General features: G+C 68.8%; 15 protein-coding genes. 10 read left to right on the top strand and 5 right to left on the bottom strand.

Annotated elements, in window-relative coordinates; genetic code table 11:
* Positions 1 to 2: 2 nt before the first annotated feature.
* The 5 genes from EV657_RS15995 to uxaC form a co-directional block, all read right to left on the bottom strand.
* Positions 3 to 308, bottom strand: a complete 306-nt coding sequence (locus EV657_RS15995) for a cupin domain-containing protein (protein ID WP_113669971.1) — start codon at positions 306 to 308, stop codon at positions 3 to 5.
* A 10-nt stretch (positions 309 to 318) separates the two neighbouring features.
* Positions 319 to 1,599 carry a TRAP transporter large permease gene (locus EV657_RS15990; RefSeq protein ID WP_134078840.1) on the bottom strand — a complete coding sequence of 427 codons (1,281 nt, stop codon included), beginning with the start codon at positions 1,597 to 1,599 and terminating at the stop codon, positions 319 to 321.
* A 3-nt stretch (positions 1,600 to 1,602) separates the two neighbouring features.
* A complete protein-coding gene (locus tag EV657_RS15985) occupies positions 1,603 to 2,160 on the bottom strand; it encodes a TRAP transporter small permease subunit (protein WP_134078859.1) in 558 nt (185 codons plus the stop codon).
* A 76-nt stretch (positions 2,161 to 2,236) separates the two neighbouring features.
* Positions 2,237 to 3,229, bottom strand: a complete 993-nt coding sequence (locus EV657_RS15980; RefSeq protein WP_134078838.1) for a TRAP transporter substrate-binding protein — start codon at positions 3,227 to 3,229, stop codon at positions 2,237 to 2,239.
* 22 nt (positions 3,230 to 3,251) lie between these two features.
* Positions 3,252 to 4,658: a glucuronate isomerase gene (gene uxaC, locus EV657_RS15975; protein WP_134078836.1), complete on the bottom strand. Its 1,407-nt coding sequence runs from the start codon at positions 4,656 to 4,658 to the stop codon at positions 3,252 to 3,254.
* A gap of 128 nt (positions 4,659 to 4,786) precedes the next feature.
* Between uxaC and EV657_RS15970 the strand changes: the two genes are divergently transcribed.
* The 10 genes from EV657_RS15970 (at position 4,787) to EV657_RS15925 (ending at position 17,404) form a co-directional block, all read left to right on the top strand.
* Positions 4,787 to 5,500 carry a GntR family transcriptional regulator gene (locus EV657_RS15970; RefSeq protein WP_134078834.1) on the top strand — a complete coding sequence of 238 codons (714 nt, stop codon included), beginning with the start codon at positions 4,787 to 4,789 and terminating at the stop codon, positions 5,498 to 5,500.
* A gap of 114 nt (positions 5,501 to 5,614) precedes the next feature.
* Positions 5,615 to 7,057 (top strand): ferredoxin reductase family protein, encoded by a 1,443-nt coding sequence (locus EV657_RS15965; RefSeq protein ID WP_134078833.1) that lies wholly within the window; start codon positions 5,615 to 5,617, stop codon positions 7,055 to 7,057.
* Between the two features lie 587 nt (positions 7,058 to 7,644).
* On the top strand, positions 7,645 to 8,610 hold the full coding sequence (locus EV657_RS15960; RefSeq protein WP_113669964.1) for a UDP-glucuronic acid decarboxylase family protein: 966 nt from the start codon (positions 7,645 to 7,647) through the stop codon (positions 8,608 to 8,610).
* 6 nt (positions 8,611 to 8,616) lie between these two features.
* The gene (galE, locus tag EV657_RS15955; RefSeq protein WP_134078831.1) at positions 8,617 to 9,618 is read left to right on the top strand and encodes a UDP-glucose 4-epimerase GalE; all 1,002 of its coding nucleotides are present in this window, start codon (positions 8,617 to 8,619) and stop codon (positions 9,616 to 9,618) included.
* Positions 9,602 to 11,455 carry a glycosyltransferase family 2 protein gene (locus EV657_RS15950; RefSeq protein ID WP_134078829.1) on the top strand — a complete coding sequence of 618 codons (1,854 nt, stop codon included), beginning with the start codon at positions 9,602 to 9,604 and terminating at the stop codon, positions 11,453 to 11,455. Before galE ends, EV657_RS15950 begins: the two co-directional genes overlap by 17 nt.
* A 12-nt stretch (positions 11,456 to 11,467) precedes the next feature.
* Complete coding sequence (locus EV657_RS15945; RefSeq protein ID WP_134078828.1) at positions 11,468 to 12,364, top strand: glycoside hydrolase family 26 protein; 897 nt, start codon at positions 11,468 to 11,470, stop codon at positions 12,362 to 12,364.
* 283 nt (positions 12,365 to 12,647) lie between these two features.
* Positions 12,648 to 12,953 (top strand): hypothetical protein, encoded by a 306-nt coding sequence (locus tag EV657_RS15940; RefSeq protein ID WP_134078826.1) that lies wholly within the window; start codon positions 12,648 to 12,650, stop codon positions 12,951 to 12,953.
* A gap of 130 nt (positions 12,954 to 13,083) precedes the next feature.
* Positions 13,084 to 14,211 carry a capsular polysaccharide export protein, LipB/KpsS family gene (locus EV657_RS15935; RefSeq protein WP_113670001.1) on the top strand — a complete coding sequence of 376 codons (1,128 nt, stop codon included), beginning with the start codon at positions 13,084 to 13,086 and terminating at the stop codon, positions 14,209 to 14,211.
* A 76-nt stretch (positions 14,212 to 14,287) separates the two neighbouring features.
* Positions 14,288 to 15,310 (top strand): aspartate-semialdehyde dehydrogenase, encoded by a 1,023-nt coding sequence (locus tag EV657_RS15930; protein ID WP_134078825.1) that lies wholly within the window; start codon positions 14,288 to 14,290, stop codon positions 15,308 to 15,310.
* A gap of 456 nt (positions 15,311 to 15,766) precedes the next feature.
* Complete coding sequence (locus EV657_RS15925) at positions 15,767 to 17,404, top strand: DUF4139 domain-containing protein (protein WP_134078823.1); 1,638 nt, start codon at positions 15,767 to 15,769, stop codon at positions 17,402 to 17,404.
* The last annotated feature ends 48 nt before the right edge of the window (positions 17,405 to 17,452 follow it).

The raw sequence follows: 17,452 nt of genomic DNA, 5'->3' as shown, positions 1-17,452 counted from the left end.
TTTCACAGAAAATCGTCGCGGCGGGGGGCGAAGCTGTCGATCAGCTCGCCCGCCTCGAGGCAGAGACAGCCATGTTCGGCCCCCGAGGGGATGACGAAGCTGTCGCCGGGCCCCACCTCGAAGCTTTCGCCCGCGACGGCAAAGCGGAACCGGCCCGACCGCACATGGCTTGCCTGCACATGCGGGTGGCTGTGCAGAGGGCCCTCGGCCCCTTGGGCAAAGCGGAACGAGACCAGCATCAGCTCGGGGGTCTCGGCCAGCACGCGGCGGCGGATGCCGGGGTCGGGTTCGGTCTCGGGATAGGGCATCGGTCGGTCCTCAGTGGAAGAGCCCGGGCAGCCAGAGCGACAGCGCGGGGATGTAGGTGACGGCAATCAGCGTGGCGAGCGCGGCCAGATAGAAGGGCCAGATCGTGCGCATCACCTGCCAGATCGGCACCCGCCCGACGGCGCAGCCGACGAACAGCACGGCGCCGACGGGCGGCGTGCAAAGCCCGATCCCGAGATTGAGGATCAGGATCACCCCGAAATGCACCGGATCGACCCCGAAGGCCTGCGCCACCGGCAGGAAGATCGGCGTGGTGATGACGATCAGCGGCGACATGTCCATGAAGGTGCCGAGGATCAGCAGCACGACGTTGATCAGAAGCAGGATCACCAGCGGGTTGTCGGACAGGTCCGCCAGCACCGCGACCAGCTGCGCGGGCACCCGCAGGAAGGCCAGAAGCCAGCCGAAGGCGGCGGCGCAGCCGATCACCATCAGCACCATCGCGGTCGTGCGCACCGCCGCCTTGGTCGCCTCGACGAAATCGGCGAAGCTGAGCGAGCGGTAGACCAGAAGCGTCACCCCCAGCGCGTAGACCACGGCGATGTTCGAGCTTTCCGAGGCGGTGAAGACGCCCGAGCGCACGCCGCCGAAGATGATCGCGATCAGGATCAGCCCCGGAATGGCGTTCAGCAGAAGCCCGCCCAGCGCGGCGAGGCCCGGGAAGGGCTCGGTCGGATAGCCGCGGCGGATCGCGACGAGGCGCGCCGCCACCATCAGCGACAGCGCCAGCAAGAGGCCCGGCACGATGCCCGCGGTGAAAAGATCGGCGATCGAGATCTTTCCGCCCGCCGAGATCGAATAGATGATCATGTTGTGCGAGGGCGGGATCATCAGCGCGATGATCGACGAGACCACGGTGATGTTGACGGCGTAATCGGTGCCATAGCCGCGCGCCTTCATCTGCGGCACCATCAATCCGCCCACCGCCGAGGCGTCGGCCGCGGCCGAGCCCGAGACCCCGCCGAACAGCACCGAGGCCGCGATGTTGACCTGCCCGAGCCCGCCCTTGAAATGGCCGACCAGCGCGCCTGCCAGCGCCACCAGCCGCCGGGCGATGTCGCCCCGCACCATCAGATCGCCCGCATAGATGAAGAACGGGATCGCCATCAGCGCATAGACCGAGACGCCCGAATTGAGCCGCTGGAACACCACGACGGGCGGCAGGCCGAGATACAGCACCGTCGCGAAGGAGGCCGCGCCCAGGCAGAAGGCGACCGGCGTACCGATCAGCAGAAGCATGACGAAGGTGCCGAAAAGAACCCAGAGCTCCATCCCTCAGCGCGCCTCCGGCCCGGGTGCGGCCGACAGCCCGGCATCCGACGCGGGTTCGATCTCGTGATCGTCGCCGAAGCGCGGCGTCGGCAGCCCGGCCGCGCGGCGCGCCAGCCGTTCCAGTGCGAACAGTACCAGCAGCGCGCCGCCACCGACCAGCGGCAGGAAGTCGAAGGCGCCCGAGATGCCCAGCGCAGGCAGCTTGTTGCCCGCCGTCCGGTCGGCCAGTTCGGCGCCAAAGATCACCATGCCCGCGCCGAACCCTGCGACCACGAGGTCCGATACCGAATGGAGCCAGGGCCGGACCCTGTCCGGCAGCACGTACAGCACCACGTCGAACGACAGGTGATAGCCCTCGCGCAGGCCCACCGCCGCGCCGAGGAAGATGAACCAGCCCATGATCATCACCGCCGCGGGCTCGGTCCATTGCAGCGAGTCGTTCAGCACGTAACGCCAGAACACCTGGGCGGCGATGAAGACGGTCATCAGCACAAGCCCCGCCCCTGCCGTCCAGAGCCCGGCCGTGGCAAGCGCGCCGGTGACCCGCGCGACCCATAGCATCGTATGCTGCACTCTTTCCTCCCCGGTTGCAGGCGCGGAACGGCGCACGACCCGGGCCGCGCGCCGTCTGCATCGCTCATTCGGTGGCCTGGATCCGGGTCACCATGTCCTTCAGCTTGTCCGAGGTGACGTATTTCTCGTAGACCGGCACCATCGCCTCGATGAACGGGGTCTTGTCGATCCCGGTCACGATCTCGACGCCCGCCTCGCGCATCTTCGCCTCCGACTCCGCCTCGCGCGCCGCCCAGAGCTCGCGCATATGCGGCACCGAGTCCTTCGCGGCCGCGCGCACCGCCTGCCGGTCTTCGTCCGAGAGCCCGTCCCAGGTCTTTTTCGAGATCACCAGAACCTCGGGCACGATCAGGTGCTGGTCGAGCGTGTAATGCCGGGCGACCTCGAAATGGCCCGAGCTGTCATAGGACGGCCAGTTGTTCTCGGCGCCGTCGATCACCCCGGTCTGGATCGAGGAATAGACCTCGCCATAGGGCATCGGCGTCGCATTGGCGCCGAGCGCATCGACCATGTCGACGAAAAGATCCGACTGCATCACCCGGAACTTCATGCCCTTCAGATCGGACATTGCCTGGATCGGGTGCTGGCTGTTGTAGAAGCTGCGCGCCCCGGCATCGTAGAAGGCCAGGCCGATCAGGTCGTGATCGGCAAAGGCCGCGAGGATCTCGTCGCCGATGGGGCCGTCCATCACATGATGCATGTGCTCGACCGAGCGGAAGATATAAGGCAGCGACGGCACCTGGGTTTCCGGGATCATGTTGTTGAACGGGCCGAGGCTGACCCGGTTCATGTCGATGACGCCGAACTGGGTCTGCTCGATCGTGTCCTTCTCTTCGCCCAGCTGGGCCGAGTGGAACACCTCGATGCACAGCGCGCCGCCGGTCCTCTCCTCCAGCAGCTTGCCCATGTATTGCACCGCCTCGACCGTCGGATAGCCCTCCGGATGGGTGTCCGAAGACCGCAAGGTCCGCTCGCAGGCCAGAGCCGCCGGGGCCAGGGCCACGGTCGCGAACGCCGCCGAGGCCAGCAGCGCCGCGAGGCTTTTCAGATGGGTCATGGTCTCCTCCCTTTGATGGCTGTCACAGCCGGTAGGCCTTCCGGGCAAGCCGGCAGGCGAGGTCGTGGATGACCTCATGGGCCTCGTCCCCGGTCAGCCGTCCGCTGCGGACGAGCGTCGCGAGGAACGCGGCATCGACCCGGCGCGCCACGTCATGGCGGGCCGGGATCGAACAGAAGGCGCGGGTGTCGTCGTTGAAGCCGACGGTATTGTAAAAGCCCGCGGTTTCCGTCGCGCTCTGGCGAAACCGGGTCATGCCTTCGAAACTGTCATGGAACCACCAGGGCGGGCCGAGCCGGAGGCAGGGATAGACCCCCGCCAGCGGCGCCAGCTCGCGCGCATAGGCGGTCTCGTCGAGGGTGAAGAGGATCACCGTCAGCCCCGGTTCCTCGCCGACCGCGTCGAGCAGCGGCTTCAGCGCCCGGACGTAATCGGTGCGCGTCGGGATGTCATAGCCCTTGTCGCGCCCGTAGCGGGCGAGAACCGGGGCCGAATGGTTTCTGAACGCGCCCGGATGGATCTGCATCACCAGCCCGTCCTCCAGCGACAGCCGCGCCATTTCGGTCAGCATCTGGGCGCGGAAGGCTTCGCGCTCGGCGGCATCGGCCCGGCCGGACCGGACCTTCCCGTAAAGCGCCTCGGCCTCGGCGCGGGGCAGGTTCGCGGTGGCGGCACTTGGATGGCCGTGATCGGTGGCCGTCGCGCCGAAGCCCCGGAAAAAGGCGCGCCGGGCGCGGTGGGCGTCGAGATAGCCGTCATAGCGGGCGGGGTCTTCACCCGCGAGGGCGCAGAAAGCCTCGATATTCCGGGCGAAACCCTCGAAATCTGGGTCGGTCACGGCATCGGGACGGTAGGTGGTGATGACCCGGCCGGACCAGCCGCTGGCGCGGATCTCGGCATGCCAGCGCAGATCGTCGAGCGCGCCTTCTGTGGTGGCCAGCACCTCGATCCCGAACCGCTCGAACAGGGCGCGGGGCCGGTAGTCCGGCCGGGCGAGGCAATCGGCGATCCGGTCGTAAATCGCGTCGGCGGTGGCGGGGCCAAGCGGCTGATCGACGCCGAAGACCTCCTGGAAGGCATGGTCCAGCCAAAGCCGCGAGGGCGTGCCCCGGAACAGGTGGTAATGCTCGGCAAAGAGCCGCCAGATCGCGCGGCCGTCGGTTTCGGTCGGGCCGCCATCGGCGCGCGGCACGCCCAGCCGGTCGAGCGGCACGCCCTGGCTGTGCAGCATCCGGTAAAGGTAATGGTCTGGGGTGACGAACAGCCGGGCCGGGTCGGGGAAGGGGGCGTTCTCGGCAAACCAGCGCGGGTCGGTATGGCCATGCGGCGAGACGATGGGCGCGGTCGCCACCGCGGCGTGAAGCTCTCGGGCCAGCGCCCGGGCGCCGGGGTCGAGCGGAAACAGCCGGTCTGCGTCGAGCAGCGCCATGGAACACCCCCCTGAAACCGTCCGGGCCTTCTTTGCGCTGTCCGCCCCGTCGCTGCGTCCGCGGTGGACTTGGGCCTTTGCTGTGACTAATATTCTAGTATATCACTTTTGGCCGCCGCTCAATCCCGATGACCAACCCGACCCTCGCGCCACGTTTCGAGCCGCCCCTGCGGGCCTCGATCGCCGATGGCGTTTTCGCAGAATTGCAGCGCCAGCTTTTGTCGCTGGACCTCGAACCCGGCTCGAAACTGTCCGAGGCCGAGATCGCCCGGGCGATGGGGGTCAGCCGCCAGCCGGTGCGCGACGCCTTCTACCGGCTGGCCAAGCTGGGCTTCCTGCAGATCCTGCCGCAGCGCGCGACCACGGTGACGCTGATCTCGACCGGCGCGGTGATGCGGGCGCGGGCGATCCGCACCGCGCTCGAGGCCGAAACGGTGCGGGTCGCGGCCAGCGTGCTGACGCCTGCCGATTTCGACGTGCTCGAAACGCTGCTGGCCGAACAGGACGCGGCCATCGCCGCCGCCGACCGGCCGCGCTTTCACCGGCTGGACGATCTCTTTCACCGCGAGATCTGCGAGCGCGCGGGGCTGGGCCATTTCTGGGACCTGATTGCCGAGAACAAGGGTCATATGGACCGGGTGCGGATGCTGTCGCTGGCCTTCGCCTCGCGCCATGCCTGGGATGATCATGTGCGCATCGTTGCGGCGCTGAAGGCGCGCGACCCCGAGGCCGCCTGCGCCGCGCTGCGCGCGCATCTGAGCCGGATCCTCGGCCAGATCGAACGCATCCGCGCCGACAACCTGGCCTGGTTTGCCGACGAGCCCGCGCCGCCCGACCTCTGACGACGATCTGTCGCGCCCGCTTCGGCCCGCCACAATGATCCGGCGCAAGGCGTGGCCGCGGCCGGGCTGATTCACTTCGGACATCCGTGGGCGCGCGGCACCGGAGCCAGAGCCATGCCAGATCGCAGTCCAACCCCGTCTTCGCCTCGCCGGGGGCTGCCGCCGCGCGCCCTTGCGGTGCTTTATCTTGCGGCGATCCTGCTGCCGCTGGCCCTGGCCTGGACCGGCGGGCTCGAGCATCGGCGGCTTTCGATGACGCTGGCCGCAGGGGCCGGGATCGCCTCGGCGGCGATGATCCTGATGCAGATGGTCACCAGCGGACGGTTCGAGGCTGTCTCGGGTCGGATCGGCATCGACGTGACGATGGCGTTTCACAAATGGGCGGCGCCCACCGCGCTTGTGCTGGCGCTGGGCCATGCGCTGCTTCTGGTCGGGCCGCCCGATGCCGACCATCCGCACCGGCTGGCGCGGCGGTTCTTTCGGATGGCGACCGAGGACGGGCTGGTCGACGGGCGGCTGGCGCTCGGCCTGCTGGCGCTGATCGTGGGGATGGCTCTGCTGCGCGAGCGGCTGCCGCTGCGCTATGAAATCTGGCGGGCAAGCCATGCGCTGGGTGCGGTCGCGCTGGTCGGAACGCTGCTCTGGCATATCGCGAGCGACGCGCGCCCGGCGGGCCTGACCCTGCCCTGGTGGGGGCTCTTCGCACTGGCCGCGCTGGTCCCGGCTGCGGGCGTCTATCTGCGCCGCCTGACCCGGCCCGCCGCCGCCGACTGGCGCATCGCCGGGCTGCGCCCGGTGGCCGAGCGGCTTTGGGAATTGCGGCTCGATCCGCCCGCGGGCGGTGGGCTCAAGTTCCGGGCCGGGCAGTTCGCCTGGCTATCCTTCGGCGGGCGGCGGCTGCCGCTTTTCGATCATCCCTTCTCGATTGCCTCTGCGCCGGGGACGCCGGGCCTGCGCTTCCTTATTCAGGAGGCGGGCGATTTCACCGGCCATCTGGGCCAGCTTGCGTCCGGCACGCCGGTCGGACTCGATGCGCCGCATGGCAGTTTCGGGCTGGCGGAGGGGACGGGACCGGTGCTGCTGATCGCGGGTGGCGTCGGGATCGCGCCGATCCTGTCGGTGCTCGACGATCTGGCGGCGCGCGGCGACGGACGGCCGGTGCGGCTGGTCTATGCCTGCCGCAGCCCCGAGGCGATGGTTCCCGACGATCTGCTGCGCCCGGCCTGCGACCGGCTGGGGGTGGTGCCGCTGACGCTCGTCGATCGCGGGGCGGGGCCGGGGCTTGCACCCGGGCCGCTGACCGAGGCGCATCTGCGGGCGCTGCTGAACGGGCTCGATCCGGGGGCGACCCGGGCGCTGATCTGCGGGCCGGGACCGATGATGACCATGGCGGCCGATACGCTTGCCCGGCTGGGCCTGCGCCCCGAAAGGATCGGCTACGAGCGGTTCAGCTATGCCGTTGCCGAAAGCTCGGCCCGCGACCGGCGGATGCTGTCGGGATTTGCCGCGCTCTTTGCGGCCATCGGTGCGGCGGTTCTGGCTTTCGCGCTGGTCTGATCGGCGCGGCGGCCGAGTCTCGGCGCGCGCCAAGCTTGGGGCGGCGTCCTTTTCGCCCCGGCGCCCGCATTGTGACCCTATTTTGGGCAATGCGTGGCGGGCGGCCGGATTAGGTCCGGCATCGGACGTTCTGGAACTGGAACAGATTGACGCAGGGCGGTCCGGCCTTCAGGTTGATCACGTGGCGGGGCAATCGCGTCTCGTCACACGAGTTTCACCCAAGGCGTTGTGGGCACCTTCCAAAAGCCGTCCGGCCTCTCGCTTCGGCGAGACATACGGGCGGCTTTATTCTTGTGTCTTTCGACGGGCTTCTTTCGACGGGCTTCTTTTGACGGGCTTCTTTTGACGGGTCCGTTACGAGGGGCCGCGCGATGTGTGGTCCGTGGCCCTGAAGGGCGTGCTTGGAAAGCCATGTCGGCCGACCCGATACCCGGTTATCCAGACTTGCTTGCGGGCCCGGAACGCCGAATAAACGGCAGGTAAAACAGACGTCAAAGAAAAGGCGAAAACTTTCTTTATTGCCACCATCGTGGGCGCGTAGAACGCGATGGTAAAGAAAGTCTCTCCGGTTTGAGTGGAGCGTGGTCATGAGTGGCAAGACGGTTCTGGTGACCGGAGGCGCAGGGTTCCTTGGCTCGCATCTCTGCGACAGGCTGGTCGAGGGCGAGGCGCAGGTGATCTGCGTGGACAACCTTCAGACCGGTCGGCTCGACAATATCTCGCATCTGATGCAGCGGCGCGGATTCCGGTTCATCCGGCATGACGTGACCGACCGGCTCTGCATCGACGGGCCGATCGACGAGATCTACAACCTTGCCTGCCCGGCCTCGCCGCCGCAATACGAACGCGATCCGATCCATACCTTCCGCACCAGCGTGCTGGGCGCGATGAACCTTCTGGATCTGGCCGAGGCCAAGGGCGCGCGCATCCTGCAGGCCTCGACCTCCGAGGTCTATGGCGATCCCATGCTCAGCCCGCAGTCGGAAACCTATTGGGGCAATGTCAACATGATCGGCCCGCGCGCCTGCTATGACGAGGGCAAGCGCGGCGCCGAGACGCTGTTTCATCTCTATCGCGAGGATCGCGGCGTCGATATCCGGGTGGCGCGGATCTTCAACACCTATGGTCCGCGGATGCGCCCCGATGACGGGCGTGTGGTGTCGAACTTCATCGTGCAGGCGCTGGCCGGAACGCCGCTGACCGTCTATGGCTCGGGCCGTCAGACCCGGTCGTTTTGCTATGTCGACGATCTGGTCGGCGGGCTGGTCCGGCTGATGGCCTCGCCCGCGACGGTGAAGGGGCCGGTCAATCTGGGCAATCCCGGCGAGTTCACGGTGCTGGCGCTGGCCGAGCTGGTGCTGGCCAAGACCGGCTCGCGGTCGAAAGTGGCGTTCCGGACGCTGCCGGGCGACGATCCGCGCCGCAGGCGGCCCGATATCGCGCTGGCCGAGCGGGTTCTGGGCTGGGGGCCGACGATTCCTCTTGAGGAAGGGCTTGACCGGACCATCCCCTATTTTGCAGAGGTGATGCATCAAAACGTGGCCGGAGTCTGACCCAGAGTGTCAACGCCAGGTCCCGTTCTCGTCACCGGCGGGGCGGGCTATATCGGAAGCCATACATGCCGGCGCCTGTCCGACGCCGGATACCTTCCCGTAGCCTTCGACAATCTCAGCACCGGCCATGCCGACGCGGTGCGCTGGGGACCGCTGGTCGAGGGCGATACCCGCGACCGCGCGGCGCTGATCCGCGCGATCCGCGCCCATGCGCCGGTCGCGGTCATCCATTTCGCGGCCGCCGCCTATGTCGGCCAGTCGATGCGCGATCCGGGTTTCTACTACGACAACAATGTCGGCGGCATGACCGGGCTGCTGTGCGCGTGTCGCGAAACCGGGCTCGACCGCGTGATCTTCAGTTCGAGCTGCGCGAGCTACGGTTTGCCCGAGGCGCTGCCGATCACCGAGGCGACGCCGCAGGCCCCGATCAACCCCTATGGCCGGACCAAGCTGATCGGCGAGCAGATGCTGGCCGATTTCGGCCGCGCCCACGGGCTGCGCCATGTCGCGCTGCGCTATTTCAACGCCTGCGGCGCCGACCCGGCGGCCGGGCTGTCAGAACGTCACGACCCCGAAACCCATCTGCTGCCGCTGGCGCTGGTCGCGGCGGCCGGGCGCGGTCCCGCGCTTGATCTTTTCGGCACCGATTATCCGACGCCCGACGGCACCTGCATCCGCGACTACATCCATGTCTGCGATCTGGCCGAGGGTCATCTGCTGGCGCTGCGGCACCTGGAAGGCGGCGGCGGCGATCTGCAGGTCAATCTGGGCACCGGGCGCGGGCACTCGATCCGCGAGGTGCTGGCGGCGGTCGAGCGGGTCATCGGCCGCCCGGTGCCGGTCGCGGAACGGCCACGCCGACCGGGCGATCCGCCCGCGCTGGTGGCCGATCCGTCGCGGGCGCGCGCAGCGCTGGGCTTCGAGGCCCGGCACCGCGATCTCGACGGCATCCTGCGCGATGCGGCGCTGGCCTTGGGACTGGACGTGACCGATGCCGGGATGGCCTGACGCGGGACTGGCGGGGCTGCCGCCCGGGGCCGATCCGGGCGGGCCGTTTCTGGTGTCGCTGTTCTCCCGCGGCCAACGCTGGCGCTACCGGCTGGCGGCGCTGGCCTGGCTGGGCGCTGCCGTCTTCTTCTGGTCCTGGTGGCTGCAGCCCGCGCATGATATCGGCGGCCTCCGCTTTGCGATCTGCTCGGGGCTGCTGGGCTGGCTGACCTTCCTCCAGGCCTATTTCCTGGCCTTCCTGCTGCAGGCCCGGCGGCCTGTGGGCGATCTGGCCGGGCTGGCGGGCGCCCGCGTCGCCATGGTGGTGACGAAAAGCCCCTCGGAACCCTTCGAGATCCTGCGCGAGACGCTGAGCGCGATGCTGGCCCAGGACTGGCCGCACGATACCTGGCTGGCCGACGAGGACCCCGCCCCCGAGACGCTGGCCTGGTGCGCGGCGCATGGCGTGCAGGTCTCGACCCGAAAGGGCCGGGCCGACTATCACCGCCCCGACTGGCCGCGCCGCACCCGCTGCAAGGAGGGCAACCTTGCCTTCTTCTACGACAGCCACGGCTATGACCGCTACGATTTCGTGGCCCAGCTTGACGCCGATCACGTGCCGCAGCCGGGCTATCTGCGCGAGATGCTGCGCCCCTTCCTCGACCCGCGCGTGGGCTATGTCAGCGCGCCCTCGATCTGTTCCTCGAACGCCGCCGACAGCTGGTCGGCGCGGGCCCGGCTTCATGCCGAGGCGGCGTTTCACGGCGTGTTGCAGGCGGGATATTCGAACGGCTGGGCGCCGTTGTGCATCGGCTCGCATTATGCGGTCCGGACCCGGGCGTTGAGGCAGATCGGCGGGCTTGGCCCCGAACTGGCCGAGGACCATTCCACCTCGATGCTGATGAATGCCGGGGGCTGGCGCGGGGTCCATGCCATCGACGCCATCGCGATCGGCGCGGGGCCGGCCAGTTTCGCCGACATGCTGACCCAGGAATTCCAGTGGTCGCGCAGCCTCGTGACGATCCTGCTGCGCTATACGCCGCGCTATCTGAAGGACCTGCCGCCCCGGCTGAGGCTGCTGTTTCTCTTCACCCAAAGCATCTATCCCGCGCAGGTGGCCTTCATGGCGACCGGGACGCTGATCCTGGCGGCGGCGCTGATCTTCGACATGCGCTTTGCCGGGGTCACCTATCCGGCCTTCCTGGGTCATGCCCTGCCGACGCTGGCGGTGTTTCTGGCGATCGGGACGATGCTGCGCCGCGACGGGCTGTACCGCCCGGCCGGGACGCCCGTGTTCAGCTGGGAACGCATGCTCTTTCCCTGTGCGCAATGGCCCTGGGCCGCCTGGGGCACGCTGATGGCGCTGCGCGACCGGATCTTCGGCGGCTTCGTCGATTACCGGATCACGCCGAAGGGGGCTGCGGCCGAGGCGCGGCTGCCGGTCCGGCTGCTGGCGCCCTATCTGGGCATCGCGGCGCTGGGGCTGGGGCCGGTCCTGCTGTTGCCCCATGTCGAGGAGGCTGCGGGCTTTTACCTTCTGTCGCTTTTCAACGGGGCGATCTATACCGGGCTCGTTGCGGCCGTCATGGTGCATCACCTGACCGAGAACGGGCTTCGGCTGAGGACGCGGTGGCGGGATTTCGGGCTCCATGTCGCGATGCTGTCGCTTCTGGTCGGGATGAGCGCCGGGGCGGTCTGGGTCCGGGGAGTGCAGAGTCTGCATTTCCTGACTGTCGGTCTTGGCCCGTTTCATGTCACCTCGGCACAGTATGTCGTGTCCGGGGCGGGGCAGGGGGGCCGCAAGAAGCTGCACTATGTGCTGGATTTCGGGCGCGACCCGGATCTCTGGCGCCCATGAGGACCTTCGCAAATGAGATGTGACACCGCCTTCGCCCTCGGTCTGGTCGCCGCGCTCGGCCTGGCGGCCGCCGCACCGGCCGAACCGATCGAGGCCCCTCCGGGCGAAATGCCCTTCGGCGTCTACGACCCCGACGGCGCATTCGCCGACGATCCCGAAGTGTCGATCGAGCATCTCTTCCTTCCCTGGGAAGACGTGTTCCTGCCCAGCCTGATCGAGGCCGACGCCTATGCCCGGGCGCGGAACCGGTCGGTCCTGGCCACGATCGAGCCCTGGACCTGGAACCGGTCCGAACGCAACACCCCCGAAGCCCTGCAGGAGGGCATCGCCTCGGGCGACTACGACCGCTACATGGCCTCGATCTGCGCGGTGCTGAACCTCTTCGAAAGCCCGGTCACCGTGCGCTGGGCGCAGGAGATGGAAGACGACAGCGGCCAGTTCATCTGGTCGAACTGGGACCCCGAGACCTACAAGGCCGCCTATCGCCGGATGGTCGATGTCTGCCGCGAGAACGCCCCGAAAGTGGCCTATATGTGGTCGCCGCTGGGCTACGAGGCGCTCGATGCCTATTATCCGGGCGACGACTATGTCGACATCGTCGGCCTGTCGGTCTTCGGGCTGCAGCCCTGGGAAACCGCCATTCTCGGCGAGGAACAGTCCTTCCAGTCGATCCTGGCGCCGCGCTATGCCCGGGTCGAGCGGTTCAACAAGCCGGTCGTCGTGGCCGAGCTGGGCTTTTCGGGCCGCGAGGCATATGTCGCCAAATGGACCTCGGAGGTCCGCCAGATCTATCCCGAATTCCCCAACCTGGTGGCCGTGGTCTATTTCAACCAGGTCGAGGTCTATCCCTGGCCCGACGATTTCGGTCTGCCTGACTGGAAGGTCGGCGAACGCATCCTCGCCCCCTGAGGCCGACCTCCAACTGCCTGTTCCGGAATCGTTTTCGGCGGAATCCTGCGCATCCGGCCCGGCCCCGGCGCGCCGCGCGCGCCCCGGGGCGGCGGTGGCGCCGTTTGGGTCTCCCCTTTGCCTCCCGATGGCCACAGAAAGGAACCGTTTACCGGATAGCCTCGTTGGCATCCGTGGGACCGTCATTGCCATGGGGCCGTCCGTCCGGAGCGCACGCGTCTCTGTCCGGGACGGTTTGGCCGGCAAGGGACGTGTGGGTGCAGGACGGCGAGGGGAACGAGTCATGCCGGATCGCAAGAAAACAGTTTGCCTGCCTTTGGCGGGCCGCATATCGGCCGGGCCGATCGTCGCGCTCGGGGTCGCGCTTGCGGGCCTGTCCGGGCCTGCCGCGGCCGAAGGTTTCGCGCAGAACAAGGCCGTCGTCGGCGCCTCGGTCATGCGCTGGCTCGACCCGGCGCCGAAGCCGTCGCAGGCCAGCAAGTCCGAACGCAAGGCCACCGCGCTCGCGCTGGACCGGCGCCAGGGTCAGGGCTCGCATATCTGCTCGGCCTCGGGCTTCGGCCAGCGCCCCCGCTGTTTCGCCCGCTGACCCGCACCGGAGCAGGGCGTGCCCCGCAGCCTCTTTGCGGTCGCGTCAGAGCTGGGCTATGCCCGGGGCGAGAACCGCAAAGGGGACATCCGATGACAGCCGACAGATGCGCCGGGCCGGGACGCGGCAGATGATCGCCTATCTGGCCGGCTGGACCCGACGCAAGGACGCGATCTTTCGCGCCATCGGCGCCGCGGCCGGGGGCGGCCATCGGCTGGCGCTGATCGGGCTGTCGTTTCGGGGCTTTCCCGAAACCCGCGCCCGCACCGCCGAGGCGCTGGCCGTGGCCAAGCGCCAGCCGAAGGGCCGCCTTGGCCGGGTGCTGAAACGGGCGCTGATCGCCACGCAATACAACTGGTCGCGGCGCTATTTCGCCCGCCATCCAGACCGGATCGCGGTCTGCTGGAACGGGTTGACCGGGTCGCGCCGCGCCTTCATGGAGGGTGCCCGCGACGCGGGGGCGGGTCGGATCTTTGCCGAACTGGCGCCGTTTCCCGGCCGGGTGACGCTTGACCCCGTGGGGGTGAACGCCCGGAACGGGCTGCCGCGCGAGCCGCGCTTCTATCTCGACTGGGCGGCCGAGGACCCGTCGCGGCAGGGCGAGGACTGGCGCGCGCTGGGGCAGGGGCTGGTGGCGCGCGCCTCGCGCCGGGCCGATGTCGGGCAGGGCGGCGCCGGGGCGCTGGACGGCGCCGGGCCGTTCCTGTTCTGCCCGCTGCAAGTGCCCAATGACAGCCAGATCACGCTGTTCGCGGGCTGGGTGCGGTCGGTCGAGGGCATGATCGCGGCGCTGGCCCGGGCCTCGGCCGCGCTGCCCGAGGGCTGGCATATCCGGATCAAGGAGCATCCCTCGGCCCGGACCTCGCTGGCCGCGCCGCTGGCCGAGGCGACGGCAAAGGCGGGCGGGCGGCTGATGATCGACAACGCGACCGACAGCTTTGCCCAGCTTGCGGCCTCGCGAGGGGTCATCACCATCAACTCGTCGATGGGGCTGCAGGCCTTCTTTCACGACAAGCCGGTGATCGTGCTGGGCGAGGCTTTCTTCGCCATCCCCGGGCTGACCGTCCCCGCCCGCGACGAGGCCGCGCTGGCCGCGGTGCTGCGCGCGCCCGCGGATCTGGGCTTCGACCCGGCGCTCAGGGCGGCCTTCATGACCTATCTCGACCGGGTCTATTATCCGAAGATCGAAGAGGGCCCCGACGGCGTCCGGATCGATCCCGGGGCGCTGGCGCGGGTGCTGGCGGCGGCGCGTCCCTGAACGGGCCTTTCACCCGCGCGGGCTTTCCTGTATGGCTCCCCGGACTGAAATCCGACTTGCCTTAAGGGAGCCAGATATGGGCTACAAGGTCGCCGTCGTCGGCGCCACGGGGAACGTGGGCCGCGAAATGCTGAACATCCTCGCCGAGCGCGAGTTTCCGGTGGACGAGATCGCGGCGCTTGCCTCGCGCCGCTCGCTCGGCACCGAATGCAGCTTTGGCGACAAGACCGTCAAGACCCAGGATCTGGAACATTTCGACTTCGCGGGCTGGGACATGGCGCTGTTCGCCATCGGCTCGGAGGCGACCAAGGAATATGCCCCCAAGGCCGCCAAGGCCGGCTGCGTGGTGATCGACAACAGCTCGCTCTACCGCTACGACCCGGACATCCCGCTGATCGTGCCCGAGGTGAATGCCGATGCGATCATGGGCTATGCCAAGCGGAACATCATCGCCAACCCCAACTGCTCGACCGCGCAGATGGTGGTGGCGCTCAAGCCCCTGCACGACCGCGCGAAGATCAAGCGCGTCGTCGTCTCGACCTACCAGTCGGTGTCGGGTTCGGGCAAGGAGGCGATGGACGAGCTTTGGAACCAGACCAAGGGCATGTATGTGCCGGGTCAGGAAGTGGCGCCGTCGGTCTACCCCAAGCAGATCGCCTTCAACGTGATCCCGCATATCGACGTCTTCCTCGATGACGGGTCCACCAAGGAAGAGTGGAAGATGGTCGCCGAAACCAAGAAGATCGTCGACACGTCGATCAAGGTCACCGCGACCTGCGTCCGGGTGCCGGTCTTCGTCGGCCATTCGGAATCGATCAACATCGAGTTCGAGGATTTCCTCGACGAGGACGAGGCGCGCGACATCCTGCGCGAGGCGCCGGGGATCATGGTCGTCGACAAGCGCGAGGCCGGCGGCTACGTGACCCCGGTCGAATGCGTGGGCGAATTCGCGACCTATATCAGCCGGATCCGGCAGGACTCGACCATCGAGAACGGGCTGAACCTCTGGTGCGTTTCGGACAACCTGCGCAAGGGCGCCGCGCTGAACGCGGTACAGATCGCCGAACTGCTCGGCCAACGCGTGCTGAAGAAGGGGTGAGCGGCGATCCGGGGCGTCCGCCCCGGCAAACGCTCCAGTGGAGCGTTTGAGCCGCGAACGGGCGGAGCCCCGGCAAGGCGGCGATCCGGGGCGTCCGCCCCGGCAAACGCTCCGGTGGAGCGTTTGAGCCGCGAACGGGCGGAGCCCCGGCAAGGCGGCGATCCGGGGCGTCCGCCCCGGCAGACGCTCCGGTGGAGCGTTTGAACCGCGAACGGGCGGAGCCCCGGCCAGGCGGTGATCCGGGGCGCCAGCCCTCGGGCATATCGCGATCCCCAACCATCCTGCGGTCCCGGTCATGCGTCATCAGGGGGCCGCGGGCGCCGCGTCGGCCCTTGCCATTCTCCGTCCCCATGTCTCTCGCTGCGCGCGACGCCATGCGGTTTCTCGCGTTCCGCTTGCAGCCCACCGGCCCTTGCCGCAGTCTCGCGCCAGACCCGCAGTCTTCGGAGCGATACGATGCGAGCCTTTGCCCTTTGCCTGATCCTGACCCCCCTTCCGGTCTGGGCCGACGATCTGCTGATCCCCAGCCGGGTCAGCGCGGTGACCCTGTTTCCCGATGGCGCGGCGGTGACGCGGAGTGCCGCGTTCGATCTTCCGGCCGGAGCCCATCGCCTGATTCTGGCCGATTTGCCCGCGACCACGCCGCTGGGGTCGGTCCGGGTCGCGGTCGAGGGCGCGAGCCTTGGCAGTGTTTCGGCGCGGCGCGATTTCGTCCTGCCGCGCGGCGCGGGCAAGTCGCCCGAGATCGAGGCCGCCGAGGCCGAGGTCGAACGCCGCCGCCAGGCGCTTGAGGCCGCCGAGGCCGACATTTCCCGCACCCGCGCCGAGGCACAGGGGGCCGAGGCGCGCGCGGCCTTTCTCGGGCGGCTCGGTCAGGGCGAGGCGGCGATGACCGTCGAGGATCTGCGCGCGCTCGCCCGGATGATCGGGACCGAGACCGAAGGGGCGCTGGCGGATGCCATCGCCGCCCGGGGCCGCGCCGACGCCGCCGAACGCGGGCTGACGCCGCTGCGCGCGGCGCTGGCCGAGGCCGAACAGGCGCTGGCGGCGCTGGTGCCCGAGGATGCCGCGCGCGCGATGCTGGCGATCACCGTCACCGGCCCCGAGGGCGCGCCGGTCCAGGGCGAGGTCACGGTCAGCTATACCGTCGAGGCCGCCCGCTGGAGGCCGGTCTACGATCTTCGGCTGGACCGCGCGGCCCGCGTGCTGACCGTCGAGCGCGGCGCGCTGGTGGCGCAGGAAACGGGCGAGACCTGGTCGCAGGTCGCGCTGAGCCTGTCGACGGCGCGGCCCGGCGGCCAGACGGCCCCGAGCGATCTCTGGCCGCTCTTGCGCCGGATCTCGGACCCGGTGGCGGCTTTCGAGCCCTCGGATCTGGCGGTCCGGTCGCGCGCGGTCCTCGCCGCGCCGCAGATGGCCGAAATGGACGCAGCCCCCGCCGGGGCCGCGCCGGTGATCGCGGTTGCCGAGTTCGACGGGCTTGCGGTCAGCTATGACTACCCGGCTGCCGTCGACATTGCGACCGGCGCCGACAACCTGCGCCTGTCGTTGGGCGATCTGGCGATGCCGGTCGAGCTTGTGGCCGAGGCGGTTCCCGAATTCGACGACAGCGCCTATCTGGTGGCCTCGCTCGTCAACGAGACGGGTGAGATCCTGCTGCCGAGTTCCGAGGCGATGGCCTATCTCGACGGCCGCTTCGTCGGTCAGCAGGCGATCGGGCTGATCCCGGCGGGGGCCGAGGCCGACCTGCCTTTCGGTCCCATCGACGGGCTGCGGCTGACCCGCACCGTGCTGGATCGGAACGAGGGCGACCGGGGGGTCCTGAAGCGGAGCAACGAACAGTCCGAGGCGGTCAGGATCGAGGTCGAGAACCTCACGGGCGAAAGCTGGCCGGTGCGGCTTCTGGACCGGGTGCCCTATTCGGAACAGGAAGATCTGAAAATCGTCTGGCAGGCCGATCCCGCCCCGACCGGGACCGATGTCGAGGGTCGGCGCGGGCTGCTGGAGTGGCGCTTCGACCTTGCGCCGGGCGCCACGCGCGAGGTGGCGCTCAGCCATCGCCTGACCTGGCCCGAGGGCAAGGTTCTGGACTAGCTGGCGCTCCGCCCCGCCAGGCCAACCGCTGGCAGGGCGTCGCGGGGC

This window comes from Rhodovulum visakhapatnamense, assembly GCF_004365965.1.
Classification (GTDB): Bacteria; Pseudomonadota; Alphaproteobacteria; order Rhodobacterales; family Rhodobacteraceae; genus Rhodovulum; species Rhodovulum visakhapatnamense.
This window is presented reverse-complemented; position numbering and strand designations above follow the sequence as displayed.